10 protein-coding genes are annotated in these 14109 nt (G+C 65.1%); 1 reads left to right on the forward strand and 9 read right to left on the reverse strand.

Features of this window, described 5'->3' with window-relative positions; genetic code table 11:
- Positions 1 to 196 precede the first annotated feature (196 nt).
- The 8 genes from B8V81_RS23135 to B8V81_RS23170 all read right to left on the reverse strand — a co-directional run bounded on the left by B8V81_RS23135 (position 197) and on the right by B8V81_RS23170 (position 11701).
- Positions 197 to 1030 carry a sugar ABC transporter permease gene (locus B8V81_RS23135; RefSeq protein WP_028596872.1) on the reverse strand — a complete coding sequence of 278 codons (834 nt, stop codon included), beginning with the start codon at positions 1028 to 1030 and terminating at the stop codon, positions 197 to 199.
- The gene (locus B8V81_RS23140; RefSeq protein WP_101809276.1) at positions 1027 to 2337 is read right to left on the reverse strand and encodes a carbohydrate ABC transporter permease; all 1311 of its coding nucleotides are present in this window, start codon (positions 2335 to 2337) and stop codon (positions 1027 to 1029) included. Before B8V81_RS23140 ends, B8V81_RS23135 begins: the two co-directional genes overlap by 4 nt.
- Before the next feature lie 110 nt (positions 2338 to 2447).
- Positions 2448 to 3758 (reverse strand): sugar ABC transporter substrate-binding protein, encoded by a 1311-nt coding sequence (locus B8V81_RS23145; protein ID WP_101809277.1) that lies wholly within the window; start codon positions 3756 to 3758, stop codon positions 2448 to 2450.
- Positions 3759 to 4088: 330 nt separating this feature from the next.
- The gene (locus B8V81_RS23150; RefSeq protein ID WP_101809278.1) at positions 4089 to 6371 is read right to left on the reverse strand and encodes an alpha-amylase family glycosyl hydrolase; all 2283 of its coding nucleotides are present in this window, start codon (positions 6369 to 6371) and stop codon (positions 4089 to 4091) included.
- 162 nt (positions 6372 to 6533) lie between these two features.
- Positions 6534 to 7556: a LacI family DNA-binding transcriptional regulator gene (locus tag B8V81_RS23155; RefSeq protein ID WP_028596876.1), complete on the reverse strand. Its 1023-nt coding sequence runs from the start codon at positions 7554 to 7556 to the stop codon at positions 6534 to 6536.
- 265 nt (positions 7557 to 7821) lie between these two features.
- The gene (locus B8V81_RS23160; protein WP_052332834.1) at positions 7822 to 8526 is read right to left on the reverse strand and encodes a G1 family glutamic endopeptidase; all 705 of its coding nucleotides are present in this window, start codon (positions 8524 to 8526) and stop codon (positions 7822 to 7824) included.
- Positions 8527 to 8623: 97 nt separating this feature from the next.
- Positions 8624 to 9952 carry a serpin family protein gene (locus B8V81_RS23165; protein ID WP_180968513.1) on the reverse strand — a complete coding sequence of 443 codons (1329 nt, stop codon included), beginning with the start codon at positions 9950 to 9952 and terminating at the stop codon, positions 8624 to 8626.
- A gap of 264 nt (positions 9953 to 10216) precedes the next feature.
- Positions 10217 to 11701, reverse strand: coding sequence for a DUF2515 family protein (locus tag B8V81_RS23170; protein WP_052332836.1), 1485 nt, complete (start codon positions 11699 to 11701; stop codon positions 10217 to 10219).
- A gap of 122 nt (positions 11702 to 11823) precedes the next feature.
- On the opposite strand from B8V81_RS23170, the gene B8V81_RS23175 reads away from it, so the two are divergent.
- Positions 11824 to 12498 (forward strand): SOS response-associated peptidase, encoded by a 675-nt coding sequence (locus B8V81_RS23175; RefSeq protein ID WP_101809280.1) that lies wholly within the window; start codon positions 11824 to 11826, stop codon positions 12496 to 12498.
- A gap of 528 nt (positions 12499 to 13026) precedes the next feature.
- Here B8V81_RS23175 and B8V81_RS23180 read toward each other — a convergent pair.
- On the reverse strand, positions 13027 to 13965 hold the full coding sequence (locus tag B8V81_RS23180) for a TauD/TfdA dioxygenase family protein (RefSeq protein WP_028596878.1): 939 nt from the start codon (positions 13963 to 13965) through the stop codon (positions 13027 to 13029).
- Positions 13966 to 14109 lie beyond the last annotated feature (144 nt).

A 14109-nucleotide genomic window follows, 5' to 3' on the forward strand; every position in this document is an offset into this window, starting at 1 on the left:
GCGCCGCGGGATCGGCCGCGCTCCTCGCCGCTCCCATGCGCCCCAAGGCGGAATCCGCGATTCAAAAAGCCGCCGGCCGCTCCCGAAGGAGCCGCCGGCGGCCGAGAACAAGAAAAAGGGGTCGCCCCCGGGTCCGTCGAAACGGCTCCCGGAGGCGGCCCCTTGCGGCTTTCACAAACCGATCCGGCAGGCCGGATCAGCCCTTGGACGCGCCGGACATCATGCCCTGCACGAGGAAGCGCTGCAGGAAGAAGAACAGCAGCGTGATCGGCACGGCGATCAGCACCGCGCCGGCGGCGAACAGCGTGAAGTTGCTGTTCTGGAAGGAGTTGACGAGATCCCACATGCCGACGGCGAGCGTCCAGTTCTCTTTCGTGCGCAGCACGAGCCGGGCGAAGATGAAGTCCACCCACGCGCCGGTGAAGGTCGTCAGCGCGACGTAGGTGAGCATCGGCTTGGACAGCGGCAGCATGATCTTCAGGAACACCTGCAGATGCGTCGCCCCGTCGATGCGGGCCGCCTCGTCGAGGCTGCGCGGAATCGTGTCGTAGAAGCCCTTGACGACGAAGCCGCCGAGCACCGAGCCCGCCGAGTAGACGAGGATGAGCGCCGCGTGCGTGTCGAGCAGGTTGAGCTGCAGCAGGAAGATGAAGATCGCGATCATGCTCATGAAGCCCGGGAACATGCCGAGCACGAGCATCGTCGTGAGGATGTTCTGCCGGCCGCGGAAGCGGAAGCGGGACAGCGCGTACATGCTCAGCGTGATCAGGATCGTCGAGAAGACCATGGTCAGCGTCGCGATCTTGAGCGTATTCAGGTACCAGCGGCCGTACTGGAAGCTCGGGTTGTTGAACAGCTCCTTGTAGTGCGCGATCGTGAACGTTTCCGGAATCAAGGTCTCGCTGTACAGCGACGTGCCGGGACGGAACGAGGAGAGCAGGATCCAGAGCGCCGGATAGATCGCAATGACCGCGATCGCGATCAGCAGCAAGTATTTAAGCACGAGAAAGATCGTCGAGCGCGTTTTCATTGGATCATGTCCTCCTCTTTGAACGACCGCGTGCGTCTGTAGTTCCAGATGGAGAACGACGCCACGATCAGGAATATGATGATGCCGATGGCCGAGGCCATGTTGAACTGGCTGTTGTTGAGCGTCAGCTTATACAGCCAGGTGACGAGCAGGTCGGTGCTGCCGGCGTACTGGTAGCTGCCGTTGACCGGATCGCCGTTCGTGAGCAGGAAGATGACGTTGAAGTTGTTGATGTTGCCCGCGAACTGCGTGATGAGGATCGGCGCGGTCGAGAACAGGATGAACGGCATCGTGATGATGCGGAATTTCTGGAAGCCGGTCGCTCCGTCCACGTCCGCCGCCTCGTACATGTCCTTCGGAATCGCCGTCAGGATGCCGAGGATGAGCACCATCGTCACCGGGATGCCGATCCACATGTTGACGAGGATGACCGTCGCCTTGGCCCAGAGCGGATCGGTCAGCCACGGCAGCTTGCCGAGGCCGAAGTAGCCGAGATACTGGTTGATCGGACCGAACTGGCCGTTGAACAGGTTGCGCATGGCGAGCAGCGAGATGAGCTGCGGGATCGCATACGGCAGGATGAAGATCGTGCGCCACAGCTTCTTGAAGCGCACGCCCTTGGACTCGATGAGCAGCGCGACGAGGATGCCGCCGAAATACGTCGTGACCGTCGCGACGACGGCCCAGACGATCGTCCAGGTGAAGACGCCGACGAACGTGCCGCTCCAGGTCTTGAGCGTGAGCAGGTTGGCGAACGTGCCGAAGCCGACCCAGTCGACGAGCGACTTCGGCGGGATATGGTTCGGCGAGGCGTAGTTGGTGAACGCCAGCATGATCATGAACACGATCGGCATGATCGTCAGGAACAGCACCCCGGCCGCCGGCAGCGCCAGCATGAGATGCGGGAACTTCTTATCCGTCACATAAGCGAGCGTCTGCTTGAACGAGGCCGGCTTCGCTCCCGCTTCGCGGGCGGCTCCCGTCCGGTAGGCGTCGCGGATATTCATGATATAGATGATGAGGAAAATCGCGAACAGGAACAGCGTGATCAGTCCGCTGATCAGCAGATAGATCGAGTGGTCCCCTTCGACGCGGACCGTGACCCTGCCGACCTTTTCGAATCCTTGCGTCTTCTCTCCGAGCGTGTACACGCCCCAGATCGCCTTGCCGAGGCTCGGCAAGAACGTGAAAATAGCCAGCGCTTCAACGGCTGCTAGCAGCAGGCCCTTGAGGTATTGGCGGTTGTACAGCTGTCCGAGGCCCATGAAGAGCGTGGACAGCACAGCTGCGAGGCTACGATGGCGCATCCTGCCGGCTCCCTCCCTTGTCTATCTAGGCTCCATGTGAATGAACAGGGCCCGCCGGCAGCTTGCGCTGGCCGGCGGGCTTGCTCAGTCGATTGTTCCGTTCCGCCAGCTTACTTCGGAGCGGCTCCGTTGTTGGCGTCTTTGATTTGCTGCACGGCGTTGTCGAGCGCCGTCTTGGCGTCCTTGCCCTCGTTCCATACGTCGGACAGAGCGGCGCCGACCGGGCTCCATACGTTGCCCATTTCCGGGATGGAAGGCATCGGAGTCGATTGGTTGAACTGCTCGAGGAAGCCTTTGACGATCTCGTTGCTCTGCACGGAAGGATCGTTCGCCGCTTCCTTGTTGGCCGGCAGCGCGCCCGTCATCTCGAAGTTCTTGAGCTGGGCTTCCTTCGTCGACGTGAAGTGCGCGAACAGGCGAGCCGCGTTCGGGTACTTGGAGAAGGAGTTGACGTACCAAGCCTTGACGCCGGAGAAGGAAGATGCCGGCTGGCCGTTGATCGACGGCAGCGGAGCGACGCCGAAGTCGAGGCCGGCATTGCGGTACTCGGCCGTCGTCCAAGGACCGTTGATGTCCATCGCCAGCGTGCCGTTCATGAACAGGCCCTTCTTGATGTCGTAGGTGATGTCGCCGGAGTTCAGCGGCAGCAGCTTGTTTTTCAGCGAGCCGTAGTACGTCATGCCTTGGATCGCGCCTTCGTTGTTCAGGCCGATGTCTTCCTTATTCTGGCCGTTGTCGCCGTAGATGTAGCCGCCGGTGGACAGGAACGGATAGTTGAAGTACAGGTTGCCGACTTCCCACATGATGGCGAATTTGTTCGCTTTCGGATCATTGTAGGTTTTGGCGAAGGCTTCGACTTCCTCGAACGTCTTCGGAGGCGTCGGCACGAGCTTCTTGTTGTAGAACAGCGCGTACGTCTCGACCGAGCGCGGGTAGCCGTACAGCGTGCCGTCATACGTGACGGCGTTCAGCGCGATTTCGGAGCTGGCCGCTTTGGTCTCTTCCTCGTAGTAGTCGTTCGGCAGCACGAGGCCGGCGGATACCGCCTTGCCGAGGTTGTCATGCGGGAACAGCACGACGTCGGCGCCGAGGCCGGCCGGACCGTCGTTGATCAGCTTGTTGACCTGGTCGCCCGCGCCCAGCTCCTCGAATTTCACTTGAACGCCGTACTTCTCGGTGAACTCCTTGGCGATCGCCTCGACGAACGGACGCTCCTCCTTGCTCTCCCAGACGAGCAGGGAAGCGCCTTCCTCCGGCTGGAGCTCCTCGGCTGCCGCGCCTCCGGCGTCCGCGTTCGCGGCCGGGCTCGGAGCGGTGCTGGCCGCAGGCTCTGCCGAGTTTCCTCCGTTGCCGCCGTTGTTGCCGCATGCCGATACGAGCGCCATCGCCGCGACCATCGTCCATACATAAGCCTTTTTCATGTTCGTACTGACCCCTTTCGTATGTTCCAGCTTAATGATCAGGGAAAGAAAGACCGAAATCCGCCAAAACGCGCAAACGTTTGCCAAATTTGCGAAACTTGTCGAACGGATCTTTCTTTCCCCTGACTTGCGTTTTGCCCGCTTTCATGAAAGCGGTTCATTCATTAACCTCATCCATCATACATCAGCAAAACCGGTTTGTTAAATCGTTTGCACAGCTTGTTTTCCGCCTATAATCGCTCGTTTATGTTGTTTTTCCCTTAATACCTCTGTTTTACGCAGGATATCTCTTTTTTTGATTCAATTGTCCCTCCCGCACGCGGGACAAACCTACTGCCACGTATAGACGACAGTATCGGCCGAGCCGGATGTCGGCGCGGTAAACGTGCGGTTCGATCCGCCTTCCCAGACGACATTGCCGCTCGCGTCCTTTTTGACGAACTTGAACTGGAACGTCGCGCCCTTCGGCACGCTGACCGGCAGGAACCAGACCGGATAGTTCGGGTTCATCATCGCTTCGGTAGACTTGGCCGCATCCCAGCTGCCGAGCTCCGCGATGCTGCCGACAAGATGGATGTTCTGTCCCGGCGTGGTCGTCGCGTTCACCTTGAAGATGACCTGCACCTGATCGTCAGTCAGCACCTCATAGGCGAACGTATTGCTGACGCTGCTGCCCTTGGTCACGGTAATCGTCTGCGGGCCTGCGGCGACGCTTGGCACGACCGCTTCGATGAACGTATCGCTGCTGCTGACGACGGTCGCCGTCGCCGCGCCGAACTTCACGACCGGCGAGCCGCCGAGTCCGGTGCCGTAGATGTAGACCGTATTGCCCGGACGGCCGGAGGTCGAGACGACGTCGCCGATGCGCGGCACGGTCGTGCCGAGGGAAGGATTGTACGACCAGACGTTCACTTGGCCGCCGGCGAGCGTGAAGCTGGCGATCTTGTTCTGGCCGGAGACGTTCGTCACGCTGGCCGAAGCGCCGGACAGCAGTCCGCCAAGCGTGTCGGCATAGGTTCCGGCAGGCAGCGTCGTGTTGATCGCCGGCACGACGAAGCTCGAGTTCGGCTGGCGGTTCACGGCGACGACGACCTGCTTGTCGTAGAACTGGCGCTGGTAGACGAGCACGTCGTTCGTGCTGTACAGCACCGACGTCGTGCCGTAGGCGACCGCCTCGTTGGACTGGCGCAGCGCCGACAGGCTCTTGATGACCTTGTACGCCGTCGAGTTCTGGTTGAACGACGCGGCCTTCTCCATGAACACGCGGCCCGCGATGTCGCTGCTGTCCGCCGACGACAGGTACTGCTCCGTGCCGTAGTAGATGTTCGGCGTGCCGCGGCTCGTCATGAGCGTCGCCAGCGCGGCATGGTACGGCTTGTCGTTCGGCTGGATGTAGCGGAAGCGCGTGACGTCGTGGTTGTCGAGGAACGTCACCGCCTGGTTCTCGTAGGTGTAGTCCGCGCTCGTCGTCAGCAGCATGTTGCCGAAGCTGCTCATCGTCTCGGAGAAATTGCCGAACGCGTTGGTCGACGCGCGGAAATACTCGAAGTCGAGGTTGTTCACGCCGGTACGGTCCGGGAACGTCCGGTACTCGTCATACTTCGGATCGGGACGCGAGATGAAGAATTCGCCGAAATGCGTCATCGGACCTCCGGAGGCGGAGTCGATCGCGTCTTTCAGCCCTTTCGTGAAGGCCGGGTTCATATGCAGCGTCGCGTCATGCCGGAAGCCGTCGACGCCCTTGGACTTCCAGAACGTCGCCGCTTTTTCCAGATGGGCGATGACCGCGCTGTTCTCCTGCGAGAAGTCGGCGAGCGAGCCGAGATCCTTGTGGCGGAAGCCGTAGCGGGAGCTGTCGGCGCCGCGGTCGCCGAGCCCGTGGAACCAGCCGTTCACGTCGTTGTGCGGATCGGCGAGCAGGTTGTCCGTCTTGCCGTCGCCGTTGGCGTCGAGCAGGTCGCCGGCGGCATTGAACTGATAGGCGCCCGCTGCGTTTTTGTCCGGCTCGTACAGCTTGCCGTCCTCGGCGCTGTAGCCGCTTGTCGGGTTCTGCCAGCGGCTCGTATGGTTCGTGACGAAGTCGATGACGAGCTTGATGCCCTGGGCGTGCAGCGCGTCGCGCAGCCCCTCGAAGTCCTTCATCAGGCCGAAATGCTTGTTCGTCGCGAAGTAGTTGCGCACATGGTAGCCGTGGAAGCTCGTCCAGCGGTTGATGGCGCCGCCCGCCTGATAGTCGTTGATGGCGGTATCGCGGTTGGAGTAAGGCGCGGAGATCCAGACGGCCGTGACGCCCATGTTTTTCAAATAGGGGATCTTGTCGATGATGCCCTTCCAATCGCCGCCCTGATACAGCTTGAGATCGTTGCCGTCGCCGCGCCCGTCGCCGTTCGCGTCGTCGAACAGCGTCGGGTCGAAGCCCGCCGGCTTGTTGTTGCTCGTATCGCCGTCTACGAAACGGTCCGTAATGATCTGATAGACCGTGTCCTTCGGCGTGACCGGGCTGAGCGCCCCGGAAGCCGTAAGCGCTTCCGCTTTAGGCGGGTGGATCGCTCCGGACGGCAGCAACAGGCCGCCTGCCAGCACCGCGATCGTCAATTTTTTCCATACCTTCACTCGTCAACACTCCCCGCTAGAATGGATGGTCGAACAAGAGCTCCTTCCGAGCTCCGGGTTCCCGAACGGTTCCCCCCACCTCCTTTCATCGTTCGGGTCCGGTTCGAATCCATCCGTCCTAGGCCGGCCGGGAGCGCGGGCCTGGACGCTGCCCCTCCGGGACTAGCGGGAAGGCGGCGCCGTGCTTTGGCGCGGCACGAGCTCGACGCCGAGCGTCACGCGCCGCTCCGCGAGCGGCTCCCGCTCCAGCTGGGCCGTCAGCAGGCGGACCGCGGTCCGCCCTTTTTCTACGATGTCCTGGCGCACCGTCGTCAGCGCGGGGATGCAATAGCGCGCCCGCTCGTCATCGTCGAAGCCGACGACCGAGATGTCGCGGGGCACGACGATTCCGAGATCGTGCAGCCCCTTGACGAGGCCGATCGCCGCCATGTCGGACAGGGCGAATACGGCGGTGATGCCGCCCGTCTTGGCCCCGATGCGCGAGGCGGCGCGGTAGCCGCCGAGCGAGGAGGTCGGCTCCTCGTAGACGAGCTCCGGCCGATAAGGCACTCCCGCCTCCTCCAGCGCCCGCCGGTACCCCTGCCAGCGGCAGTAGTTGACGCCGCCTTCGAGCAGCACGCCGGTCAGCAGCGCGATCCGCTCGTGGCCGAGCGACAGCAGATGCTTCGTGCCGATGTAGCCGCCGAGCTCGTCGTCGAGCGCGACCTGGTAGAAGGACGGATCGTCGACGAGGCTGTCCATGAAGACGCACGGCACCCCGAGGCGCAGCATGCTTTCCACAAGCTCCGTGCGGGCGAACGCGCCGACGAAGATCAGGCCGTCCAGATGCTGCTCGCGCACGAACGAGAACGTCTCGTCCGGGCCGATGCCGACGAGGATGACATGCAGCTTGACGCCGCGCGCGCTCTCCTCGATGCCCCGGACGAGATGCCAGTAGAACGGGTTGTCCTGCAAGCGGCCCTTCTCCAGCAGCGGGACGACGACGGCGATCAGCGACGATTTCTTGTCCTTGAGGTTGCGCGCCGACGCGCTCGGCGCGAAGTCGAGCTGGCCGATCGCCTGCTCCACCTTGCGCTGGGTTTCCGGGGAGACGCGCCCCGTGCCGTTGATGACGTTGGATACGGTCGCGATGGACACTTGGGCCAGCTTGGCGACATCCTTGATCGTAACGCGACTGGCGCTCATGCTTGAAGCTCCTTGCTCTTTGGATTAAACGTTTCATTGCATGAAGCAACGAACCCTTCACCGATACTAAAACAGACATGGTGCAGCTTTGACTTGTCCATGATTAAACGTTTCACATCCTGATCATAATCGGCGTCCCGAATTTTGTCAACGAGAAAATGAAAGCGTATTCTATCGAAGGATCGCCGCCGCTACGCCCGGCCGAGGCGCTTCGGCCCCCTCGCGAAAAGGGCGCTTGCCGGTTAGCTCGGCAAGCGCCCTTCCATCAGGACTCGCTTGTGCGGATCCGCACGCTGCGCACGACGAAGCCGTCGCCCGCGGCGTTCGGCCGCGAAGGAAGCGCGCGGATATAGCGGCCCTGCACCATGACGCCGCGCTGGGACAGCTTGAGGCCCGGACTGCGGCCGTCAACCCGGCAGCGGCGGAACGGCAGCGGCGTGATGCGCGCGAAGGTCGCGATGTCTCCGCCGATCTGCGGCGCCTCGACAATCCATTCGGCCGAGCGCTGCGGGCCGCGATACGTCTGGACGGTGCGGAACGTCCAGCCGCGCGTGACGTTGCGCAGCGCGATCGACCAGCGGCCGCGGCTCACGCGGGCGATGCGGGCGGCCATGACGTCGCCGGGGCGGACCGGATGCGGGATGCGCGTCTCCGAGGCGGGCAGGATTTCCCACCAGGCGTAATACTCTGCACGGCCGTCGACATAGTCGTGGGCGGTGCCGGTCTGGATCAGATCGCTGTTGCTGTAGCCGTCGATGCCGATCCAGGCCGACGAATAAGTGGATTGGGACGTCGGGCGCGCGACCGGGACGGTCCAGCGGGCGGAAATGCTGGAGAAGGCGCCTCGCGATCCTTCGATCGCGTAGCCGCTCCAGTTGCCGGAGCTCCAGTTGGAGCGCCCGGCTTTCTTTTGATCGCGCAGCCTGCGGCAAGGCGGATGCAGGCTGGCGCTGCGTGTACGGACAGGCATCGTTTCACATCCTTAGCGGAAGGATGCTCTATTCGATGCGCCGGACGCCGCGTCCGCCTGTACGGACGCCCTTGGCGGGCTCGGCTTTTTTGCGCCGCTACGCTCCGTCCGCGGGCCGGCCGATCCGGCCGAGGAACAGCCAGGCGCCCGAGACCCCGTCCTCGATCGCGAGGAAAAACGGCCGGTCCGCCCGGAATTCGAACGGATCGCTCGGGGGCGCCGCGCCGCCTTCCGCCATCAGCGTCGCCGCGGCCGCTTCCGTCCCCTTCTCGTTCACCTCCAGCACGACCTGCTGCAGGACGAGGCTGAGCTGGAGGTCCGGGCTGCCCTCCAGCATGCCGCCGAAGTCGGCGCCCGGCGCGAACGCCTGCCGCATGCCGAGCTGCCGCAGCGGCTCGTTCAGCACGCTGCGGACCGCGGCCTTGAAGCGCGGCAGCGCGACGCTGCCGGCCTTGGCCTGCAGCTCGTCCTGCCACTCCTCGTAGCGCTCCAGGTCCGGCAGCAGGTCATCCACGCCGAGCCCGCGAGCCGGCAGGACGAGCAGCAGCCGGTATCCGCCCTTCAGCCCGTACGGCAGGCGCACCGCCTCGAAGCGCTCCGTCCGCAGGTGCGGATAGCTGCCGCCCCGCTGCATCATCGCGACATCGAGCCGCTCGCCGCCGTCCATCGCGAACGCGGCCTGCTCCGTCCGCGCCGGATCGAACTCGTCCTGCCAGCCGCCCTTGAAATAAACCGTGTTCAGCAGCACGGCGAGCGTCTCCGGATCAAGCGGCTCGCTCGAATCGACGATTTGCGGGATCATGCCCTCGGTATCCCGGTCGACCCAGCGGTTCATGCGCTCCGCCGCTTCCGCGCCGCCGCCAGCGAAGTCCGCCGTCTCGAGCTCGGCTCCGTAATCCGCTTCCAGCGTCTTGCGGTAGGACGGCAGCGGCTCCCGGCCTTGCTGCACCCAGAGCGAATTGGCGACGCTCAGCCGGGCTCCGTCCGACGGCAGCTCCAGATAGGAGCGCCATCCTCCGGCCTGGCGGGCCGCCTCCTGCGGGGAAAAGGCCGCCCAGCCGCCCGCCTGCCGGATCTCCTCGGCCGTCTCTGCGCGGCTGCCCTGCCAGGCCATGCCGAGCGCCTCGCCGACGCTCCACGGCGACAGCAGCAGATTGCCGTCCGGCCGCTCCTCCGCCAGCTGCCGGTACAGCTGCAGTCCGAGCCGATTGGACGCCTGCACGTAGCCGCCGTCCAGCTTGGCCGCCGCCTTCTCCCGCGCTTCCTCCTGCTGCCTCGCCTGCCGCTCGGAGGCCTCCGCCTGCCGTTCGGCTTCCTGCGCCTGCCGCTCCGGATCCGGCGCGCCGCAGCCCTGGCCGGCCGCAGCCAGCGCCAGCAGCGGCAGCGCCGCCAGCAGTCCTCGTCTCCATGCTTTGCCGTGATTCATCCCGTTTCCCCCTCGTCGCGGCCGCGCAAAGGCCGCTTCTGGCATTTTCCACCAGACGAGCCGAGCGGGAAAGAGGTTGCAGGCTGCAGGCAGCCGACGACGCGACGCCGTCGACCGGGTCCGCGCGTCCGGGGATAGTCTCGCAGCTAAAGGCCGTCGGCAAGCGCCTGCAGCGGCCCTCGCCGGACGTCATGGACGCCATCGACATCGCTTTTGGCCGCTGGCTGAGACCAGCCGCGCCGGGCGGGCCGCAGGGCCGGGCCGTCAGCCCGGCTTCGGTCCGAAGCCCGAGCCGGAGGCCGCCAGCACGGCGAGCTCCACCTTGCCGAGCGCGATGCGGTAGTCCGCCGTCAGCTCGAACCGATCCGGCACCGGCAGCGCCCGGAAATACGGCAGCACGTCCTCCGGCCCTTTGAACCAGTCGCCCGGCTCCGGGTCGTCCACCGGCCGGTCCGCCCAGGCGGCCGACAGCGGCGGGCTGTACAGCGGCTCCGCTCCCGGCAGCAGCCTGCCGCCGCGCAGCCGCTCGCGGTAGGCGGCGCCGGGAGCCCCGTGCCGTACCGGCGCGTACAGCTCCGGCGCGTAATCCGATCTCGATCCGGTATGGCGCGTCGCCTTGACGAAGGCGAGGGCGCCTTTCGCGACGCCCGGAACCGCGAACAGCATCGCATACAGCCGCTTGCCGAACTCGATGCGCTCGGCCAGGTCGGAGAAGTCCTCGAGGATGAGTCCCGCGACGAGCGGATCGCCGCCCTCGTCCTTGCCGTACGGGAACAGGACCTGGTTGAGCTGCAGCACCGACTGCATGCCGAAGAAGAACGTGTTCAGCACCTTTCGCCGATAATACGGATTTTGCACGACCCGCTCCTCGATGAAATGCTGCTCGTTGACGATCAGGCCGACCGTCAGCGGCACCGCGTCGCCTGTGCGCAGGAACTGCTGCCAGACGGGACGCATGAACGCGGACACGCCGAGCTGCGGCAGCAGATGCAGCAGATTGCGCCTCGTGCGGCGGCATTCCTCATAGAGCAGCAGCTGCGGATAGGCGTCGTGGAAAATGAGCGCGTTCGCCCGCTCCAGCATGCCGAACGTGCAGCGGCGCTTGTGCAGGTCGAGCAGCCGGGGCAGCCACTCGCCCTGCAGATCGGACATGTTCCAGCCGCCGTTGCGCGAGACGAGATGCGCGAGCAGCGCCCAGTGCACCTCCGGCCGACGCAAATAAAACGCGCGGTATGCCTCCGTGCGCGTCACGTTGTTGCGATTGAGCCGCGCCGTCTCCGCGCGCAGCCGCTGCACGAGCGCGGCATCGCCGGCCGGGCCGGCCGGCAGCGCCGGCGGCGCGCCGAGGGCGGCCGCCGCCTCCGCGCTCCAGGCAGGGCTCGCCTTCGGCAGCCCCGCCCATGCGGCGGCCTTGCCGCCCGCAGGCGCGCTCGGCGCCGGAGCGGCCGCGGCTGCCGCGGCTTTAGCCTTGGCGGCGGCGCGCTCGAGCTTGCGCCACGCGGCGCGCAGCTCCGCGACGGCCGGCGCCGCCAGCGCGAGCGGCGGCGAGCCTGCCGCCAGCGCCGCGGCCGCCTTGCGGCTGCGACGCTTGCCGGCGGCATACGCATAGGCTGCCGCCGGCAGCGCCGCCGGCAGCAGCAGCAGCTCCAGCAGCCGGCGGCGCTGCGGCGGGGCAGCCTTTGCCGATGCGGAAGGCCGCTCCTGCCTGCCGCTTCCTTGCCCGTTTTCCGAACCCGATCCAGCCTCCATGACTCTCTTCCTCCCGCTCTGACGATCTGTTAGAAGTATAGTCGGGAAGAAGGCCGCTTAACCCCCGGACGGGCATGCGCTATACTAGGAGCAACGAGAGTGAGCGAAAGGAGCGGGAGACGATGTGCGGACGCTACACGCTGACCGTCACGCTCGAGGAGCTGATGCTGCGCTTCCTGATCGGCGAGGCGGGGCTGGGGGACTACGAGCCGAAGTACAATATCGCGCCGGCCCAGATGGTGCTGGCGATCATTCATGACGGGGAGAAAAATCGGCTCGGCGAGCTCAAGTGGGGGCTCGTGCCGCCGTGGGCCGACGATCCGAAGATCGGCAGCCGCATGCTGAACGCCCGCTCCGAGACGGCCGCCGCCAAGCCCGCCTTCCGCGAGGCGCTGCGGCGCAAGCGCTGCCTCATTCCGGCGGACGGCTTTTACGAATGGCAGCAGCAGGACGGGGCCAAGCAGCCGCTGCGCGTCACGCTGAAGAGCGGCGCGCCGTTCGCCATGGCCGGCCTGTACGAGACATGGATCTCGCCGGCCGGCGAGAAGCTGTCCACCTGCACCGTGCTGACGACGGAGCCGAACGAGCTGATGCGCCCGATCCATGACCGGATGCCGGTCATCCTGCGTCCCGAGGACGAGGCGCTCTGGCTCGACCGCGGCCTGCGCGATCCGCAGCGGCTGCAGCCGCTGCTCCGCCCTTATCCGCCGGAGGAGATGCGCGCGTACCCGGTCCGCCGCGAGGTCGGCAGCGTGCGCAGCCAAGGCCCGGTCTGCATCGAGCCGCTGTCCGACTGAGCTCGACTGCATGGAGGACAGTCCGATTCGGCGGATCCAAGGCACATTTGTGCCCTGGTTGTCCGTTGCAAGCCCAATTTCGGGCGAATCCAAGGCACATTTGTGCCTTGGTTGTCCGTTCCAAGCCCGATTCGGCGGATCCAAGGCACATTTATGCCCTGGTTGTCCGTTCCAGGCCCGATTCGGCGAATCCAAGGCACATTTGTGCCCTGGTTGTCCGTTCCTAGCCCGATTCGGGCGAATCCAAGGCACATTTATGCCTTGGTTGTCCGTTCCTAGCCCGATTCGGCGGATCCAAGGCACATTTATGCCCTGGTTGTCCGTTCCAAGCCCGATTCGGCGGTTCCAAGGCAGGAGCAGCCGCGAATCGCAAAGCGGATCGCAAAGCAAAAGCTCCTTTCCCCTCGGACAAGCGGGGAAAGGAGCTTTTGCTTTTTGCGAGAAGGCGCTTCTTCGTCGTTCGCGCGCCTCCGGCTCGCGAGCGCCTTCAGCCGTCGACCTGCCGAGAGATCCCGCTCAGCTCCCGTCCTAGGCGCCGGCCGGATCGAGCTGCGGCCGCGGACCGCCCGCCGTGCGGGTGCGGCTCTGCTTGCCCTCCACGCTGACCGGCACGTCGCCCGCCAGCGTCACGCGGCGCACGATGCGGCGCTGCTCGCCGTAGTCGTTGACCGCCACATGCTGCGTCGCGCGATTGTCCCAGATGACGACGTCGCCTTCCTCCCAGCGCCAGCGCACCGTATGGTTCAGCCGCACGACATGCTCCTGGAACAGCTCGAGCAGCTGCCGAGACGCCGAGGTGGATACGTTCAGGATGCGCTTGGCGAAGCTGCCGAGCACGAGCGCCTTTTCGCCCGTATCGGGCAGCACGCGGACGAGCGGATGCTCCGTCTCGTAGACGGTGGACGCGAACACCTGGCGGTAATCGCGCTCCTGCTCCAGCGGCACGCCCTTGCGCTGAGCCGCCACCGCATAGTCGAAGTCGTTGCTGTGCACCGCCCACAGCCGCTCGGCCAGCTCCTTCAGCTCCTGCGGAAGGCTCTCGTAGGCTGCGGCCGTATTCGCCCATACGGTGTCGCCGCCGGCCTCCGGAACGACGACCGCGCGCAGGATCGACGCCGACGGATACGCATCGAGGAACGTGATGTCCGTATGCCACTGGTCCGCCCGGCCGCCATGCTGCGAGTCGACGTCAAGGATGTAGCCCGTCCCTTCCTTGGAAGGGACCGTCGGATGGGCGAACGGCTGCCCGAGCCGGGCGGCGAACGCCTCCTGCGCGGCGTCGTCCAGATGGCCCTGGCCGCGGAAGAACAGCACCTTATGCCGCGCGAGCGCCTCGCGCAGCCGGACGATATCCTCCTCGCCGAGCCGATCCGACAGCACCACTCCGCTCACTTCCGCTCCCGTCGCCGGCGTGACCGGCCGGATTTCCCATGCTCCACTCTGCTCTGCCTGCTGCTGCTCGCTCATCCTTTTCATCCTCCTGTTGCCCTTCTGCCTGGAAAAAAGCCAAAAAGGCCCACGACAGCTCCTGTACGCTGTCATGGACCTCCGGTTTGACCGGCGGGCCTATTCCCAAGTTTCCCGGGCTATTTATTTGGTCTTTCTGCATTC

Origin of the sequence: Paenibacillus pasadenensis (assembly GCF_002864175.1) — a bacterium.
Lineage (GTDB): Bacteria > Bacillota > Bacilli > Paenibacillales > Paenibacillaceae > Paenibacillus_O > Paenibacillus_O pasadenensis.